The organism is Bacillus sp. EKM208B (genome assembly GCF_011800725.1).
Lineage (GTDB): Bacteria > Bacillota > Bacilli > Bacillales > Bacillaceae > Bacillus > Bacillus velezensis.
Genome location: NZ_JAANHO010000005.1, coordinates 251601 through 268781 on the forward strand (window position 1 = coordinate 251601; position 17181 = coordinate 268781).

Consider the following 17181-nt stretch of genomic DNA (forward strand, 5'->3'; position numbering starts at 1 on the left):
GCACAAATAAAAAAAGCCGGCCCGTAAAAGGTCAGCTTTCCGTATGATCCATCTGCACTTTAATCTGCTTTAATATTTTTTTCTCCAGCCTCGATACCTGGACTTGGGAAATCCCGAGCCGTTCGGCTACCTCCGACTGTGTCTGATCTTTATAATATCTCAGATAGACAATGAGTTTTTCCCGTTCTTCCAAATCACTGATCGCTTCCTTGAGGGCGATTTTGTCAAACCACTTCTCTTCTGAATGATCGGCGATCTGATCAAGCAGGGTGATCGGGTCTCCGTCATTTTCATACACGGTCTCATGAATGGATGAAGGCGCCCGCACCGCTTCCTGCGCAAGCACCACATCCTCCGCATCAATTTCTAAATGGTCCGCGATTTCCTGGACGGTCGGCACTCTTCCGTATGTTTTTGACAGTTCATCTTTCGCCCGGCGTATTTTATTGCCGAGCTCTTTTAAAGATCTTGATACTTTGACGGTTCCGTCATCGCGGATGAAGCGCTGGATTTCTCCGATAATCATCGGCACGGCATAAGTTGAAAAACGGACATCATAGGACAAATCGAATTTATCAACGGATTTTAACAATCCGATACAGCCGATCTGAAACAGATCGTCCGGCTCATAGCCTCTGTTTAAAAACCTTTGAACGACGGACCACACAAGACGCATGTTTTTTTCTATGAGGAGGTCTCTTGCCTGCTGGTCGCCCTCTTGGCTCTTTTTGATCAATTCTTTGACTTCATGGTCCTTGAGCTGCGCGTTTTTGCTGTTTTTCTTAACCTCCACATCCATAACAAATCTCCTTAATTACAAAGCGCTTTGCTTTTTGATAGGTGTTTTGTTAAGCGTATCGTCGTTCCCATCTCCGGCGAGGAATCAATCGTGACATCATCCATGAAGTTTTCCATAATGGTAAAGCCCATTCCGGAGCGCTCAAGCTCGGGTTTTGTCGTAAAGAGCGGCTGGCGCGCTTCCTCAAGATCCGTGATCCCGAGGCCTTCGTCACGTATGGTCAGATAGACGACATGATCCTCCAGCGTAACGGAGATGTACACCTTTCCGTCGCAGTTTTCTTCATAGCCGTGGATGATCGCGTTTGTTACCGCTTCTGATACGACGGTCTTGATTTCCGTCAGCTCATCCATCGTCGGGTCGAGCTGTGCGATAAAAGAAGCAACTGTTACGCGCGCAAACGATTCGTTCTGACTGAGGGCTGAAAATTCAAGATGCATCTCGTTTTTCATGATGCCACCCCCAACGTTAAAAGCGCTTTTTGTTCTGATTGTTCGAACCTGATGATTTTAAACAGGCCGGACATGTCAAACAGACGTCTCACCGCGGGCGAAATCGCGCACACGACCATTTCTCCGCCGAGCTGTTTAATTTGTTTATAACGCCCTAAAATCACGCCGAGGCCGGAGCTGTCCATGAAGGTAAGATCTTCAAGGTTCAGCACGATGTGACGGATGCCGTCAGCCTCCAGCGATTCAGTAACCTTTTGTTTTAATGATTCTGCCGTATGATGGTCGAGTTCACCTGTTAATCGAATACAAAGCACGGATTCTTTGACATGAAAGTCAATTCCAAGGCTCATGCTCATTCCTCCTTGATATGATCGGATAATGAGTGTTTCGATTTTCGGGAAAGCAATTCCTTCACTATGACAAAACTAGTGCCCGTTCGCCACGATTATTTAAATTTTGTCCAATCTCCCATCGTGCGCTTCAGAAAAGTGAGAAAACCCGCTTTTTCCATGTCGTCTTTTGCCGTGACCGGGCTTTCAACGAGCACCTTTCCGTCTTTTTTCAGAACGAGGCTGCCGAGCACCTCTCCTTTTTTAACCGGAGCCGTTACATTGCCGTTGATTTTCACTTCTTTTTTTACTTTGTCCATGTTCTCTCCCTTTTTGGCCAGAAGAGAAATCGGCTCAGATGTGGTCAGCTTGATCAGTTTCTTTTTTCCTTTTATCACTTTTACCGTTCCGACGATTTGATCCCGTTTGTACAGCGGGTGTGTTTTGAACTGGCTGAAGGCGTAATCAAGCATTTTGGTCACTTGGGCATTTCTTTCTTTCGGGGTGCTGGCTCCGAAAACGACAGCAATGACCCTCATATTTCCTTTTTTAGCGGTGGCGGTTAAACAATACTTTGCTTCGCCTGTAAAGCCCGTCTTCACGCCGTCTACACCCGGATAAAATTTGATCAGCCGGTTTGTATTGACGAGCCAGAACTTTTTGTCTGTATTTTCTCTTAAATAATCCTCATACGTTCCTGTAAATTGAGTGATTTTATCATACTTTAATAATTCCTTCGCCATTTTTGCCATGTCATAAGCAGAGCTGTAATGGTCTTTTTCGGGCAGTCCCGTCGGGTTTTTGAAGGAGGTATCTTTCAATCCCAATTCTTTTGCTTTTTTGTTCATCCGGCTGACGAAATCCTCTTCTGAACCGGCGATATACTCCGCCATTGCGACAGATGCGTCATTTCCGGAAGCTATCGCAATTCCTTTGAGCATTTCTTTTACCGTCATTTCTTCTCCGGGTTCAAGGAAAATCTGTGATCCGCCCATGGACGCGGCATGTTCACTCGTCCTGACTTTATCGCTCATCTTTATTTTCCCTTTGTCAAGCGCTTCCATGATTAAAAGCATGGTCATGATTTTTGTCATGCTTGCCGGCGCCAGACGCTCCCGGCTGTTCTTGTTATAAAGAATACTTCCCGTATCGCGTTCAATCAGCACGGCGCTTTTGGCTTCATGAGCGAGCTCCGATGTATGTTTTCCGTCCGGCTTTGCAAAAGCGGACGGTGCTGATGCCGTTAATAAAATGCCAATCAACAAAGTGGATATAAGACGTTTCATCTCCAAAGCCCTCCATTTCATAATCCTTTTTATTTTTTCCAAATCCGGTGGTTTTATACGCCTCATCTGGAAAATGTTTCGTGTTGAGGGCACAAAAAAACAGCTGCTTCCGAAGAAACAGCTGACTGATGCTGACTTATTTTTGAGAACGTGCGACTACAGCTTTTACAAGCTTCAAAAAGCCGCCTTTTACTTTTTCCGTCATTTCCATTACTTCTTCATGGGATAACGGCTGGTCAAGAATACCTGCCGCCGCGTTGGAAATGCATGAGATGCCGAGCACGCGCATCCCCGCGTGGTTGGCGACGATGACTTCCGGCACGGTCGACATGCCGACAGCGTCAGAACCCATCGTTCTTAAAAACCGAACCTCAGCAGGCGTTTCGTAAGACGGCCCCGTAACAGCTGTATACACCCCTTTTTGAACAGGAATGCCCAGCTCATCGGCCGTTTTTTCAGCCAAGCCTGACAGCTCTTTGTCATAGGCTTCTGACATGTCCGGGAATCTCGGTCCGAATTCAGCTTCGTTCGGCCCGATTAACGGGTTGGTGCCCGTAAAGTTGATGTGGTCTGTAATAATCATCAGATCGCCGGCGCGGAATTCAGTGTTGATACCGCCGGCTGCGTTCGTCACGACAAGGGATTCAACGCCGAGCGCCTTCATCACGCGGACGGGAAATGTGACCTGATCCATTGAGTAGCCTTCATAGTAATGAAAGCGGCCCTGCATCGCGATGACCTGCACACCTTCAAGCGTTCCCATCACAAGCTGGCCGGCATGGCCTTCTACCGTTGAGACCGGAAAATCAGGAATCGTTTCATATGTAAGCTTGACAGCTCCTTCAATTTCATCGGCCAATACGCCGAGCCCTGACCCTAAAATCAGACCGATCTTTGGTGTTTCTTTCACATGTTCTTTAATAAATGCAGCAGCACGTTCGATCTTTTGTTTCAAAAAAAGTCCCCCTACTGTAATCTTGATAAAAAGCTTTTTCCGTATTCCGGCTTTTCCGTTTTGAAATTATCCGCAATGGTTGCGCCGATATCGGCAAATGTATCCGCAAGCGGCAGCTGTTCAGTGTGTTTGTGCTTTTTGCTGTAAACAAGAAGCGGCACATACTCCCGCGTGTGATCCGTGCCGTGATGGACAGGATCATTGCCGTGATCCGCAGTGATGATAAGCAGATCGTCTTCTTTCATTTTCTCAAATACTTCCGGAAGCCTCGCGTCGAATTCCTCGAGCGCTTTTCCGTACCCTTCCGGATCGCGGCGGTGTCCGTACAGCGCGTCAAAATCAACGAGGTTGGCAAAGCTCAGGCCCGTGAAATCTTCACCGAGCGTTTCAATCACTTTGTCCATGCCGTCCATATTAGATACCGTGCGGCGGGAAGATGTAATGCCTTCTCCGTCATAAATATCAGAAATTTTGCCGATGGAAATGACGTCTAATCCGCTGTCTTTCATTCCGTTCATTACCGTGCGTCCGAACGGTTTGAGCGCATAATCATGACGGTTCGGCGTGCGTTTGAAGCTGCCCGGTTCTCCGACGAACGGTCTTGCGATAATCCGGCCGACCATGTACTTCGGATCAAGCGTCAGTTCTCTTGCCGTTTCACAGATGCTGTACAGCTCGTCAAGCGGAACGACATCTTCGTGAGCCGCAATCTGCAGCACGGAATCTGCTGATGTATAAACGATCAGCGCACCCGTTTCCATATGTTCTTTTCCGAGCTCGTCCAGAATCGCCGTGCCTGAAGCCGGCTTATTTCCGATGATTTTCCGTCCTGAACGCCGCTCAAGTTCCTGAAGAAGTTCATCCGGAAATCCTTCCGGGAACACTTTAAACGGTTTTTCAATGTAGAGGCCCATAATCTCCCAGTGCCCCGTCATCGTATCTTTCCCGTTTGACGCCTCCTGCATTTTTCCGTAGTACGCAAGAGGGTGCTCCGTTTTTTCCACGCCCTTAATGTCTCCGATCAGTCCGAGACCGAGCTGCGCCATATGGGGCATATGTAAGCCGTTCATGTGCTCTGCGATGTGTCCGAGCGTATTTGCGCCTATATCATTAAAATCGGCGGCGTCCGGCGCTTCACCGATTCCGACAGAATCCATTACGATCAAAAATACCCGGTTATATTTGTATTCAGACATCATAAAAGCCTCCTTTTCTTCCATTTGTCCATTGTAGCTTACAGAGGTCAGACAACTCAAGTATAAACCGTTTACATTCTCGTTGACAATGCCGATTCAAATAATTAGAACCTTCTCTGTATTCCGCCAATCCGGCAAAAAAAAGCCGCGGCCCCTCTGGCAGCGGCTCCTAAGCGCGCGGATGATACTGTTTGTACACGTCCTTCAGCCTTGTTTTCGTCACATGCGTATAAATTTGCGTCGTGGAAATATCGGCATGTCCGAGCATCTCCTGCACGGCGCGCAGATCCGCCCCGTTTTCGAGCAGGTGCGTTGCAAAGGAGTGCCGGAGCGTGTGCGGTGTCAGCTCTTTTTTAATCCCCGCTTCAAGGGCGATTTTTTTCAGGTTTTTCCAGAATCCCTGACGGCTGATCTGCCTGCCGTGATGATTCAGAAAAAGCGCTTCGGTTACGTTTTTCTTTAATAATTTCCCTCTGGCTTTTTCAATGTACGCTTCTATCGCATGAGAAGCGGCTTCACCAATCGGCACAATCCGCTCTTTCCGCCCTTTTCCGAAGCAGCGGACAAATCCCATCGTCAAATGGACGTCGGATAATTTCAGCTCGATCATCTCGCTGACCCTGATGCCGGTCGCGTACAGCAGTTCAAGCATGGCTTTATCCCTGAGACCGAACGGGCTGTCAAGCTTAGGCGTGTCCAATAACCGCTCAACTTCGTGAAGCGCCAATACTTTCGGAAGCGTCCGCTCTGTTTTTTGTGTTTCAATATGTACCGAAGGATCTTTATCCGCGGCTTTTTCCCTTAACAGAAATTGATGAAAAGACCGGATTGACGCCAAATGCCTGGCAGACGTCTTGCCGGATTTCCCGGAGTCCTTTATATGCTTTAAATATTGAATAATATGAAGACGGGTCACATCATTCCATGAAGTGATCTGAAGGCTTTCAGTTAAGAAGAGAGAATAACTTTTCAGATCACGCTCATAGGACATCATCGTATTTTGGGACAGCCCTCTTTCAACCCTCACGTAATGGATGAAATCCTTAATTTGATCCTTCACTCTCGATCTACTCCCCGTTTTGGTAAAAAAAGATCAATCGGCCGAACCAGCCGTCTTTCTCCTCATGTTCCGTTTTGGCCACTTTGACGGCGGAGCCTTCCGGTTTATCGTACCGATGATAGTTTTCATACTCTGAATTCACCCATATCATAGCATAATAGAACAGCGCGGTAAAACCTGTGAACAGTATAAACACTTTGATCGTATCCGCGGCTGTTTTTAAGAATCTGCCCATCTTTCTATCGACCCTTTCTTTGGCGGCTGTTAGTACACCTTATGCCAATTTCAAAGGCTTTTATACATAAAAACAGCAAAAAACCCTTTCCTGGCAGAAAAGGTTCGTAGGCTTTTACTCTGTTTCATCCCCGCGGCAGCGGTGGCAGATTCCGTGAAAAGTCAATCTATGATCTTTAATTTTAAATTTCCAATCACGTTCAATCACTTCTTCAACGTCTTCAAGCAGATCTTCTTCAATTTCATCGACGGCTCCGCACTCCATGCACACCAAATGGTGATGAAAGTGAGCCGCGCCTTCTTTGCGAAGGTCGTAGCGGGATACGCCGTCCCCGAAGTTAATTTTATCAACGACTTTTAATTCTGTTAATAATTCTAATGTACGGTATACTGTAGCGAGACCAATTTCAGGAGATTTCTCTTTTACGAGGAGGTATACATCTTCTGCGCTTAAATGGTCTTCTTCGTTTTCAAGCAGCACTCTTACCGTTGCTTCCCGCTGTGGCGTAAGCTTGTAGCTTGACGAGTGCAGCTGCTTTTTAATTCGATCAATACGGTTTTCCATGTCTTTCCCTCCTACGCCGCATTCCATGACTCATTATAACAAAATACGCGCAGAGTTCCAACTATAATTATTATAAACTGATAAATAAAAGTATTATTTTGTGATAATTATTCTAAAATATGCGTGATGACAGCTTTTCCATAAACAGCGGAGACACGTACGCCTCGAGCAGCGAAGCGATGACCGAGAAGAAAACGATGAGAATCAGCACGAAGGCGTAGCGTCCGAACCATTGGATCGGCGCGTCATGAAGGCTGCGTTTGACAAACAGCTGCCGGATCAATTTCAGGGAAAAAGCGATGGAGCATGTCCCCATGATAAGGTATGCCGGAATGAGAACGATGTTTTGCGGCAGAACCGAAATAAATGACAGGAAAAACCCGTTCATCCCCATTTGATTCACTAAAAAACCGACCGTGAAGCCGACGACGATTCCTTTTAAGAACACCATAATGAAAATAACCGGAAGACCGATCACGGAAATACCGAGAATCCACATCAGCCCCAAATATTTTACATCATGAAAGACGGCCTGCCAAAACATTTCTGAAGCGCCGGCATGTTTTCCGTCAGACAGCTGTCCGAAAAACTTGCTTAAATAGTAATACAGATCTTCTTTCTGCGTGATGGTCATGCTGTTGACGATGATCGCCCCGAAAATGACCCCCATCAAAAACAAGACAAACACAAATATATAAAGTGACAGATGATCCTTTACATGGCGAAAAAACAGTTCTTTGTACGATTGTTTTCTCATACCGCTTTCCTCCCGCTAATCTATTGACTTGATTTAGTAGATTGTATGAAAGAAAAGAGAAAACATGACAGAGAAATCATAGAAAGGCGCGAGATTCCGGCATAAAAAAAGAACCCCCGTCATCACTCCGGTGATCATAGGGGTTCCTTTTTTTATGCTTTATTCTTTCAAGCCTGTCTTTTTTGGTTTTCGTCACTCTTTCATGGGTGCTGAAAGACGGCGCCGTCCCCCTTGACAGGACTGCGTCACGCATCCCGTTTCTTTTGAGATGCTCCCGCATTTTTTTCGTTTTGCTCTTCGCCATGTGCCAATCGCTCCTTTTTCCCTTTTCTTTATCATAACAAAAAAATCCAGATGTGTTCATGAATACGGCTCATGTTTCGACCGGTAAGCGCGCAGAGACGTTTTGGCAGATGAATAGCTCCCCATTGCGGCGTATCCGTAAAAAAACCCCATAAAAATCCCCGCATACACGTGTTCATGATGACCGAAAACGATAGACACAACATTTCCGGCAGCAAGGGCAATCGTGGGAACGAATATGCCCGGAACCCGGCAGAACACTTTGATCAGCTGTGTAACGCATAAGACGACCGGCACGCCGATCACAGCATCCCAAATATTTGTATGGATCAGCGGAAAATAATCCACATTGCCACCTCTTTTTTCCGTCTTTTGCTATCTGTTAGCCTGCCTAAGAATTCCGCTTCCTATTCATGAAAAAAACAGCACCGGCACATGTCCGGTACTGTAAGAGTTGTTTATTTTCCTGCCGCGGCCCGTTCTACGGCTGCTGATACGGCCTGATGCACGTCCGCATCCAAAGGCTGAGGCACGAGATCGCCGTGTTTTGTGCAAGAGGCGATGGCTTCTGCGGCCGCCACAAGCATTTCATGGTCGATTTTCTTGCTTTTGGCGTTCAGCGCGCCGCGGAAAATCCCCGGGAAGCCGAGAACATTATTGACTGAACGGCCGTCAGCTGCATAAGCGGCTCCGGCTTGTAATGCCTCTTCCGGTTCAATCTCCGGCTTCGGATTAGATAAAGCCAGAATGACGTGTCCTTTTCTGACATCCTCTTTTTTAATGAGACCCGGAACTCCTGTGGTGCTGATCACAATGTCACACGTGTCCATTAATTCTTTGATGCTTCCAAGCGGCTGACCTCCGTACTGAGCGAGGCGGTTCATTGCGTCTTCTGACTTGTCCGTTCCGCAGACCGCTTTGACTCCGTATGCCATAAACATGCGGCAGATGGCGACGCCTGCCGCGCCGAGACCGATCTGACCGACCTTCGCTTCTTTTAAATCAAGACCGGCGCTTTTACAAGCGGAAATGGCGGCGGCGAGCGTGACGACCGCCGTGCCGTGCTGGTCATCGTGCATAACCGGAATGTCCAGTTCTTCTTTCAGGCGGTCTTCAATGTCAAAGCAGTGGGGCGAACCGATATCTTCAAGCAGAATTCCGCTGAACCCCGGAGAAATATGTTTTACCGTGCGAATGATTTCTTCCGGATCAGAGGTATCGAGCAAAATCGGAATTCCGCTGATACCCGCCAGCTGGTCAAAAAGCGCGGCTTTCCCTTCCATTACGGGCATTCCGGCGACAGAGCCGATATTGCCGAGGCCGAGAATCGCCGTGCCGTCGGTGACAATGGCGACAGAATTGCTGATTGTCGTATAGATGGATGCTTTTTCAGGCTCGTTTTCGATCAGTCTGCACACATCGGCGACGCCCGGCGTATAAACACGGCCAAGCTCAGCCAATGTCCGGATCGGCATTTTGCTTTTCATCTGAATTTTGCCGCCTTCATGAGCAGAGAGCACTTCATCTGAGACTGTATGAAGCCGGATGCCTTCACCGAGAGCTTCAATGGCTTGAATGATTTCCTGCAGCTGCTCTTCATTTTCAGCCTGCACCGTAATGTTGCGCATTGTGTAGTTCGGGCCGACTTTAACGGTTTCAACTTCCCCGATATCTCCGCCCATCACTCCGATGGCGGTTGCCACTTTTCCGAGATTTCCGGGAACAGTCGGCGTTTCAATCATTAACGTCCGAATCATATGCTTTGTAATCATGAAATGAACCTCCTAACCCAACTTTTGAGATTGCAAGGATTTTTCTTTCGTGTACCAAATGAATTTCCCCGTGTATCCGTACAATATTGCCAGTCCGATAGATACAAAACTGAGCCACATGAACGGCAGATAAGAAAATGTGGATACGCCGAGAATGCCGGCCATATAGATGCCGTTATCAGACCACGGCACCATCCCTGAAGTAAGCGTGCCGCCCACCTCTGCGTTCCGGGATAAAACTCTTCTGTCAAGTTTCAGTTTATCATAACTGTTCTCCATGATTTTCGGCGTCAGAATCAATGACACGTACATCGCACAGCCGAAAATGTTTCCTAAAAGGGCGACGATCAATGTCGAAAGCGTCACATTTCCCGGTGTGGTCAGCTTTTTCTCAAAAGTTGAGACAATCACTTTTAATACGCCGAGCTTCTCAAGAATTCCTCCAAAACCAAGACCGAACAGGATAACGACTAACGTATCTAGCATACCGGTAATGCCTCCGCGGTTTAACAGGCCGTTTAAAAATTCGACGTCCGTTTTTATGGAAAAACCATTATAAGCAGTCGCGATGGCACTGGCAAAATTCATTCCCTGAAAGACGGAAGCCCAGATTGCGCCAAGCAAAGCACCGATGACGATAACGGGCATAGACGGCTTTTTCAAAATCAGAAGGACAACGACGACAACAGCCGGAATGAGCATCCATATATGAATGTCAAACGTTTTCTGCAGTGAAGATTTTAAAAATTCCACTTTGTCGAGATCAATATTTTTTCCGCCGTATATAAATCCCGTTACGGTAAATAGAATGGCCGTAATAATATAGGACGGAATTGACAGATACATCATCGCTCTGACGTGTGACAGCACATCCACCTTAGAAAGCGTGGAGGCAAGCACCGTACTGTCAGACAGCGGTGAAAGCTTGTCTCCGAAGTAAGCGCCGGACAAAACGGCTCCCGCTACGATCGGAAGCGGTATACCCATTCCCTCTCCGATGGCAATCATGGCGATCCCCGCGGTTCCCACGGTTCCCCACGACGTTCCGGTCGCAACGGACATAACGGAACAAATAACCAGTGTAGCAAGCAGGAAAACATGAGGATTAATAAACTCTAAACCATAATAAATTAACGTCGGCACAACGCCGCCGGCAATCCATGTCCCGATGAGCGCACCGACCGAAACAAGAATCAACACCGCTTCAAGACCGTTTGATATCCCGGTGACAATCGAATCCTGCAAGTCTTTATATGAATATCCCAGCCTGACTCCGAGAATAATAGCGAAAAACCAGGATATTAATAGAGCTAGCTGGATCGGCAGGTCTAAAAACACTGTGAACGATAAGACAAGTGCTAAAAACCCGAATAATAAGATAATTATTTCCAATAAATTTGGCAATCTGACCTCTTTCACAAGAAAATCCCCCTAGAAGAAAAAAGCTAAAACGCTTTCATCAAATGATATAACAAATTATACTATACTGCCTCATCCCTTTGTATGGCAACCGCCTATTCACTAAAAAACGTGAAAAGGCGGCTGTTGTTGCTTTAAAATTTATTTTTCTAATAGATCTTTTCCGGCAATTCCCGGTTTTGTCATTTCATACGGATTCAAAATGATATCCAATTCTTCTTCTGTCAGTACATCATTTTGAAGGCAAAGATCTCTTACAGATTGCCCCGTCATGATGGCTTCACGGGCAATTCGCGCAGCCGCTTCATACCCGAGGTGCGGATTGACCGCTGTAATGACGCCGACGCTTTTTTCCACGTATTGCTTCAGACGTTTTTCGTTGGCTTCAATTCCCGCCAGACAATGATCGGTGAATGAGCGGAAACCGTTATTCATGATGCTGATGGATTGAAGCAGGTTAAATACAAGTACCGGCTCCATTACGTTAAGCTCCAGCTGGCCCGCTTCTGAAGCGAGGCAGATCGTATTGTCATTCCCGATGACCTGGAAGGCGATTTGGTTGATCAGCTCTGCCATTACAGGGTTGACTTTCCCAGGCATAATGGATGATCCCGGCTGACGGGCCGGCAGTGAAATTTCCGCGAGTCCCGCGCGCGGACCTGAAGCCATTAAGCGCAGATCGTTGGCGATTTTAGACATGTTCATCATGCATACTTTCAACGCGGCTGAAACTTCCGTATACGCATCAGTGTTTTGTGTGGCGTCAACCAAATGGCCGGCGCCGACAAGCGGCAGTCCGCTGATGTCAGCGAGGTGCTTCACAACCTGTTCTATGTAGCGCGGATCGGCGTTAAGCCCCGTACCTACGGCCGTTGCCCCCATGTTTACTTCATACAGATGCTGGCGGGATTGTTTAATTCGCTTTATGTCACGCTCAAGCACGCGGCTGTATGCTTCAAATTCCTGTCCGAGACGGATCGGCACAGCGTCCTGAAGGTGTGTGCGCCCCATTTTAATGACAGAATCAAATTGTTTCGCTTTATCTTTAAAGACACTGAGCATATGCGCCATCGTATCAAGGAGCTTATCCAAAAGTTTCAAGGTTGAAATATGGATTGCCGTCGGGAACACGTCGTTCGTCGATTGTGACATGTTGACGTGTGTGTTCGGGCTGAGGTGAATGTATTCACCTTTTTTATGCCCCATGATTTCAAGAGCCCTGTTGCCGATTACTTCGTTGGCATTCATGTTCATGGACGTTCCGGCTCCCCCTTGGATCGGATCGACGATAAATTGGTCATGCCATTTTCCCTCAAGAATTTCATCTGCGGCCTGTACAATCGCATTCCCGATTCCTTCATACAGCCGTTTTACATCCATGTTGGCAAGCGCCGCCGCTTTTTTGACGATGGCGAGCGCATTAATCATTTCTTCGTGGATGCGGTATCCGGTAATCGGAAAGTTTTCTTTCGCGCGCAGCGTTTGTATTCCGTAATACACATCAGCTTCAATTTGTTTTTCTCCGAGGAAATCTTTTTCCTGACGATATTCTTTTTGCGCGTTTGTCATGCTAAAACCCTACTTTCTCTTTGTGGTAGTCATGTTTTTACAGTACAACGTCGTCTGCGATCGGTGTCTCCATAATGTTTTTGACTTCAGCCAAGTTGTGAGACTGGCCGAGCGCCCACATTAATTTCGGCACGATGGCTTCCGTGTTCATATTTCTGGAGCGGATAATGAGATCTTGATTGACTCTTCGGCCGACTTCATAGACGCTCATGTCCTCTCCTTCTTCAAGACATTGTGTCGTAATGACGACGACAATGCCGCTTTCTATCATTTCATTGACTTTGGCGAGAATGTCTCTTCCTTCAAACGGCACGCCGCCGCTGCCGTAGCTTTCAATGACGATTCCTTTGTACATGCCCTTTAATGCGTCAAACATTTCCGGTTTCAGCCCCGGGTGGAGCTTGAGCAGGCACACGTCCGTGCAAAGTGAAGTATTGACCGTAAAAGCATCGTCTTTTGGGATGTGCACTTGTTTGTTGTATTCAATTCCGTTTTCGGTAATAAACGCGATATACGGATAGTTAATGCTCTCAAATGCATCATAGCTTTTCGTTCTTAATTTAATGGCGCGTGTGCCTTGAATGACTCTGCCGTCAAATACGACGTATACGCCGCCCACCCCTTCACATGCGAAGCGGATCGCGTCCGTGATATTTTTTTTGGCATCGGTTTTTTGAAATGTAATCGGGATTTGCGAACCCGTAATGACGATCGGTTTATCAGCATGCTGAAGCATATAAGACAGTGCCGCTGATGTATAAGCCATTGTGTCTGTTCCGTGCGTAATGACGAACCCGTCATATGCGTCATACTTTTCTTTGACAGCATTTGCGATTTCGGCCCAGTATTCAGGCTGCATATTTGTGCTGTCGATGTTCATTAACGAATGGGTTTCCATCGTGTAATCGTTATCAAGTTTTGATACGTAGGTTAACAATTCGTCTGCTTTCACCCCGGGTGCAAGCCCGTTTTCTCCTTCGACTGAGGCGATTGTTCCTCCGGTTGTTAACAGCAATAATTTTTTCATACCCTGCACCTCTTCATCCATTTCTCAAGATGTGTTAAGCATTCGCTTTTCGCATACTTTTAATCAAATTATAGACAGACGAATGAAATTAATCAAGTGATTATTATTCAATTCGCGTACACTTTTGCATATCGATATGATATAATTTGCTCAAGTGAAAAGGAGCGGTTTTGAATATGAATTTAGATCGTTTAACTGAACTGAGAAAAAAGAAAAATTGGTCTCTTCAATATACGGCTGATCGTCTCGGCATCGCCAAAAGCACGTACGCCGGGTATGAATCAGGATACCGGCGGCCGTCATTCGAGGCACTGGGCACGCTTGCCGATCTGTTTGACACGACGTGCGACGATTTACTGGGGCGCACTGAAAAAAAGGCGGAGCCGTTTGCCCAGACCATCGAATTAACAAACGCCGCACAAGGCCGCGGCACACTGACCGTTGACGGACAGCCGCTGAATCAGGATGAAATCATCGAATTGATTGCGTTTGTCCGCACGAAAAAGAAGGTGCAGGAGGAGCTCCGCTAAAAAACCGGCTTTTACGGCTTGATTCTGCCGTACGTCCCTCCGCCCCCGGCCTCAAGGACAAGCTGCCCGGTGCGCGCTTTATGAATGACAGCCGCTATTTTAGGCTGGACGACACTCGCCAATTCCTCTTCTTGCGCCTGATGTAGAATCGCCATCTCCGTCCCGAAGGCCCGCTTCAGTTTTTCTAACGTTTTCGGCCCGACGCCGGGAATGAACTGCAGCGGAATTTGATGAATATACGGCGGCCGCGGCACGCGGCTTTTTTTCGGGCCGCTCAGTTCCTCCAGCCGTTCACTGACCCCTTTTGTCATTGTTTTCCCCCCGCACTCCGGACATGCGGAAGCTCCTTTTTCAACCTGGCTGCCGCAGCGGTCGCAAGCCGTCCGGTAATACTTCCCGAGCTTCGGGTTCAGCCCGTAATTCGCCGTGATTTTTCTTCCGTCCTTCCCTTTTAAAGCCAGCGAAAATTCCGTGAAATTCGCCTCTTTAAGAAGCATTTCATTATATTCTCTGCCGATTTTTCCTAAGGAATGCGCATCAGAATTTGTTAAAAATGTATACGGATCAAGTTCTGTTACCCGCGAAGCCATGTCGGTGTCGCAGCTTAACCCGAGTTCCGCCGCATCAATGAGCGCCGGGTCGAAAACTTCTGTCAAAGAAGATCTGACCCCTTTTCCGTACAGGCTTTTATGCGGGGTGAACATATGGGCGGGAATAAACAGCCCGCCCAATTCCTTTGTTTTCCTCTGAAGATTCAAACCGGTTTCATAAATGCGCTGGGAACTGAGATGGATATTTTTAAGCCTTTTTGCGAGCCACTCAGAAAACATCTTCATTTCGGCAAGAGACGGCATAAAGACGAGAACGTGAATCGGCCCGCGGCATGTGTGATCATAGATTTCAAGCTCACTGCCCAACAGAAGCGTCGTATTCCGATACCGGATGCCGCCTTCTTTCAGCTCACGGTATCCGCCTTCATCAATTCCGCGCTCGATTTCTTCTATGACTTCCGGGGAATGGCAGTCGATGATGCCCAATAGTTCAATTCCCTTCCCCTCACTGGCTTCTTCTAAAATCCGGTGCAGCGTCAACGTTTTGGCCCCGGTGATTTTGACCGGTTTTCCCGTATAGGTGCGGCCGATATGAATATGCAGATCCGCATAGATGGTTTTCATCATTTTTCCTTCAGCGCTTCTTTCAGCTGGAGATACTGAATCGCGTACGCCGTTTTTGCGTCATACACCCTGCGGGATTCAATCAGCTTCACGGCCTCTTCAAGCGTGACCTGCATAACTTCGACAAATTCATCCTCATCCAGCTCTCGTTTTTCTTCCAGCGGCGAAAGCCCTTCCGCAAGAAAGAGATGCACGATTTCATCAGCAAACCCGGGTGATGTATAAAAAGCGGTGATTTTCGTCAAGGTTTCCGCCGTATATCCCGTTTCTTCCTCGAGCTCTCTTAACGCCGTATGTTCCGGCTCTTCTCCCTTTTCAAGCTTCCCGGCCGGAATTTCAACGATTGTCCGTTCCAGCGGCTTTCTGAACTGGTTCACCAAAATGATTTTTCCTTCCTCGGTCACCGCAAGTACGGCCACCGCTCCCGGATGTTTGACGATTTCCCGCTTGCTTGTTTTTCCGTTCGGGAGCTCTACATCCTCTAAGTAAAGATCTATGACTTTCCCGTCATACAGCTTTTTTTTCGCAAGTGTTTTTTCTTCTAAATGTTTCATCATGTCATCTCCCGTTCTGTCTCTCTATTATGCCTCATATATTTTATCATACATGCATGAGAGGGAGGTGCTTTTCGATTGAAGGTGTACCGGAAGGATAAGAGTATCGTATTGGTCGGAAAGGCGTGGGAAGTGCGGGCTAAACTGAAAGAATACGGACGGACATTCCGCTATGTCGGAGATTGGATCACCGGGCCTTAACAGTTGAAAACTTCGCGCCTTTATATTACGGTCAATAAAAGACTATAAAAAGGAGCGAAACGATGAGAAAACGCACACTGGGACATTCTGATTTAGAAATAAGCGAAATCGGGCTCGGCTGTATGTCGCTGGGTACGGATAAAGCTAAAGCGCTGTCTATTTTGGATGAAGCGATCGAGCTTGGAATCAATTATTTAGATACCGCTGATCTTTATGATTTCGGCAGAAATGAGGAAATTGTCGGGGAGGCCGTCAAAAACCGCAGGCACGACATCATTTTAGCCACGAAAGCCGGAAACCGCTGGAATGATGATAAAGACGGCTGGCATTGGGACGCTTCCAAAGGATACATAAAAGAAGCGGTCAAAAACAGCCTGCGCCGGCTGAAAACGGACTATATCGACCTTTATCAGCTGCATGGCGGCACGATGGAAGACCATATTGACGAAACGATCGAAGCATTTGAGGACTTAAAACAGGAAGGTGTCATCCGGTATTACGGCATTTCCTCGATTCGTCCGAATGTTATTAAAGAATATGTGAAAAAATCAAATATCACCAGCATTATGATGCAATACAGCCTGCTGGACCGGCGTCCCGAGGAGTGGCTTCCCCTTTTAGAGGAGAACGGAATCAGCGTAGTCGCAAGAGGGCCTGTCGCTAAAGGGCTTCTTACGGAAAAACCGCTTGATCAAGCGGCCGCAAGCGTAAAAGAGAACGGCTATTTAACATATTCTTTTGCAGAACTGGCAGAAACCAAAAAAGCGATCAGCGCTGCCGCACCTGACTTGAGCATGACGGAGCTTTCTCTTCAATACTTGCTGTCACAGCCGGCCGTCGCTTCTGTCATCACCGGAGCCAGCTCACTTGAGCAGCTGAGAGAAAACTGTTCGGCTGCAGAGGCCCGTCGTTTAAGCAGCCAGGAAATCAAAGCCCTGCAATATCATACAAAACGGGACGTATACGAAGCCCATCGTTCTTAAACAATAAAACCGGCA

The 17181-nt window shown here is 47.3% G+C and carries 21 protein-coding genes; 3 read left to right on the forward strand and 18 right to left on the reverse strand.

What is annotated here, in order from left to right; translation table 11 throughout:
- Window positions 1-31 precede the first annotated feature (31 nt).
- From sigF to G9F75_RS11795, 16 genes are all read right to left on the reverse strand, one after another.
- A complete protein-coding gene (gene sigF / locus G9F75_RS11720) occupies window positions 32-799 on the reverse strand; it encodes an RNA polymerase sporulation sigma factor SigF (RefSeq protein WP_003153348.1) in 768 nt (255 codons plus the stop codon).
- Window positions 800-810: 11 nt separating this feature from the next.
- Entirely contained in the window at window positions 811-1251 is a 441-nt protein-coding gene (gene spoIIAB, locus G9F75_RS11725) for an anti-sigma F factor (RefSeq protein ID WP_003153347.1), read from the reverse strand.
- Entirely contained in the window at window positions 1248-1601 is a 354-nt protein-coding gene (spoIIAA, locus tag G9F75_RS11730) for an anti-sigma F factor antagonist (RefSeq protein WP_007409411.1), read from the reverse strand. The genes spoIIAB and spoIIAA overlap by 4 nt, the downstream gene beginning before the upstream one ends.
- A gap of 95 nt (window positions 1602-1696) precedes the next feature.
- Window positions 1697-2866: a D-alanyl-D-alanine carboxypeptidase family protein gene (locus G9F75_RS11735; protein ID WP_029973633.1), complete on the reverse strand. Its 1170-nt coding sequence runs from the start codon at window positions 2864-2866 to the stop codon at window positions 1697-1699.
- A 136-nt stretch (window positions 2867-3002) separates the two neighbouring features.
- A complete protein-coding gene (locus tag G9F75_RS11740) occupies window positions 3003-3821 on the reverse strand; it encodes a purine-nucleoside phosphorylase (protein WP_007409407.1) in 819 nt (272 codons plus the stop codon).
- Between the two features lie 11 nt (window positions 3822-3832).
- Complete coding sequence (gene deoB / locus G9F75_RS11745; RefSeq protein ID WP_167409119.1) at window positions 3833-5017, reverse strand: phosphopentomutase; 1185 nt, start codon at window positions 5015-5017, stop codon at window positions 3833-3835.
- Window positions 5018-5186: 169 nt separating this feature from the next.
- Window positions 5187-6077 carry a site-specific tyrosine recombinase XerD gene (xerD, locus tag G9F75_RS11750; RefSeq protein ID WP_007612347.1) on the reverse strand — a complete coding sequence of 297 codons (891 nt, stop codon included), beginning with the start codon at window positions 6075-6077 and terminating at the stop codon, window positions 5187-5189.
- Window positions 6078-6084: 7 nt separating this feature from the next.
- Complete coding sequence (locus G9F75_RS11755) at window positions 6085-6312, reverse strand: YqzK family protein (protein WP_003153331.1); 228 nt, start codon at window positions 6310-6312, stop codon at window positions 6085-6087.
- 114 nt (window positions 6313-6426) lie between these two features.
- Window positions 6427-6876 (reverse strand): ferric iron uptake transcriptional regulator, encoded by a 450-nt coding sequence (gene fur / locus G9F75_RS11760; protein ID WP_003153330.1) that lies wholly within the window; start codon window positions 6874-6876, stop codon window positions 6427-6429.
- 112 nt (window positions 6877-6988) lie between these two features.
- On the reverse strand, window positions 6989-7633 hold the full coding sequence (gene spoIIM / locus G9F75_RS11765) for a stage II sporulation protein M (RefSeq protein WP_007409404.1): 645 nt from the start codon (window positions 7631-7633) through the stop codon (window positions 6989-6991).
- Window positions 7634-7709: 76 nt separating this feature from the next.
- Window positions 7710-7937, reverse strand: coding sequence for a hypothetical protein (locus G9F75_RS11770; RefSeq protein WP_012117898.1), 228 nt, complete (start codon window positions 7935-7937; stop codon window positions 7710-7712).
- A gap of 56 nt (window positions 7938-7993) precedes the next feature.
- Window positions 7994-8284 (reverse strand): hypothetical protein, encoded by a 291-nt coding sequence (locus G9F75_RS11775; protein WP_003153325.1) that lies wholly within the window; start codon window positions 8282-8284, stop codon window positions 7994-7996.
- 110 nt (window positions 8285-8394) lie between these two features.
- Complete coding sequence (locus G9F75_RS11780; protein WP_007409402.1) at window positions 8395-9708, reverse strand: NAD-dependent malic enzyme; 1314 nt, start codon at window positions 9706-9708, stop codon at window positions 8395-8397.
- Window positions 9709-9720: 12 nt separating this feature from the next.
- Window positions 9721-11127 (reverse strand): Na+/H+ antiporter NhaC, encoded by a 1407-nt coding sequence (nhaC, locus tag G9F75_RS11785; protein ID WP_017418075.1) that lies wholly within the window; start codon window positions 11125-11127, stop codon window positions 9721-9723.
- Between the two features lie 141 nt (window positions 11128-11268).
- Window positions 11269-12696, reverse strand: coding sequence for an aspartate ammonia-lyase (gene aspA / locus G9F75_RS11790; protein WP_003153322.1), 1428 nt, complete (start codon window positions 12694-12696; stop codon window positions 11269-11271).
- A gap of 37 nt (window positions 12697-12733) precedes the next feature.
- Entirely contained in the window at window positions 12734-13723 is a 990-nt protein-coding gene (locus G9F75_RS11795; protein ID WP_022553011.1) for a type I asparaginase, read from the reverse strand.
- A 176-nt stretch (window positions 13724-13899) separates the two neighbouring features.
- On the opposite strand from G9F75_RS11795, the gene G9F75_RS11800 reads away from it, so the two are divergent.
- The gene (locus G9F75_RS11800; protein ID WP_007409399.1) at window positions 13900-14253 is read left to right on the forward strand and encodes a helix-turn-helix domain-containing protein; all 354 of its coding nucleotides are present in this window, start codon (window positions 13900-13902) and stop codon (window positions 14251-14253) included.
- A gap of 11 nt (window positions 14254-14264) precedes the next feature.
- Here the strand turns inward: G9F75_RS11800 and G9F75_RS11805 are convergent, their stop codons facing one another.
- Together G9F75_RS11805 and G9F75_RS11810 are read right to left on the reverse strand one after the other, a co-directional pair.
- Window positions 14265-15428 carry a TIGR00375 family protein gene (locus G9F75_RS11805; protein WP_167409120.1) on the reverse strand — a complete coding sequence of 388 codons (1164 nt, stop codon included), beginning with the start codon at window positions 15426-15428 and terminating at the stop codon, window positions 14265-14267.
- Entirely contained in the window at window positions 15428-15982 is a 555-nt protein-coding gene (locus tag G9F75_RS11810; protein WP_003153317.1) for an NUDIX hydrolase, read from the reverse strand. Before G9F75_RS11810 ends, G9F75_RS11805 begins: the two co-directional genes overlap by 1 nt.
- 78 nt (window positions 15983-16060) lie before the next feature.
- Here G9F75_RS11810 and mciZ point away from each other — a divergent pair, with 78 nt between their 5' ends.
- Entirely contained in the window at window positions 16061-16183 is a 123-nt protein-coding gene (mciZ, locus tag G9F75_RS11815) for a Z-ring formation inhibitor MciZ (RefSeq protein WP_003153315.1), read from the forward strand.
- Between the two features lie 62 nt (window positions 16184-16245).
- Window positions 16246-17166 (forward strand): aldo/keto reductase, encoded by a 921-nt coding sequence (locus tag G9F75_RS11820; protein ID WP_021494264.1) that lies wholly within the window; start codon window positions 16246-16248, stop codon window positions 17164-17166.
- Window positions 17167-17181: the final 15 nt, after the last annotated feature.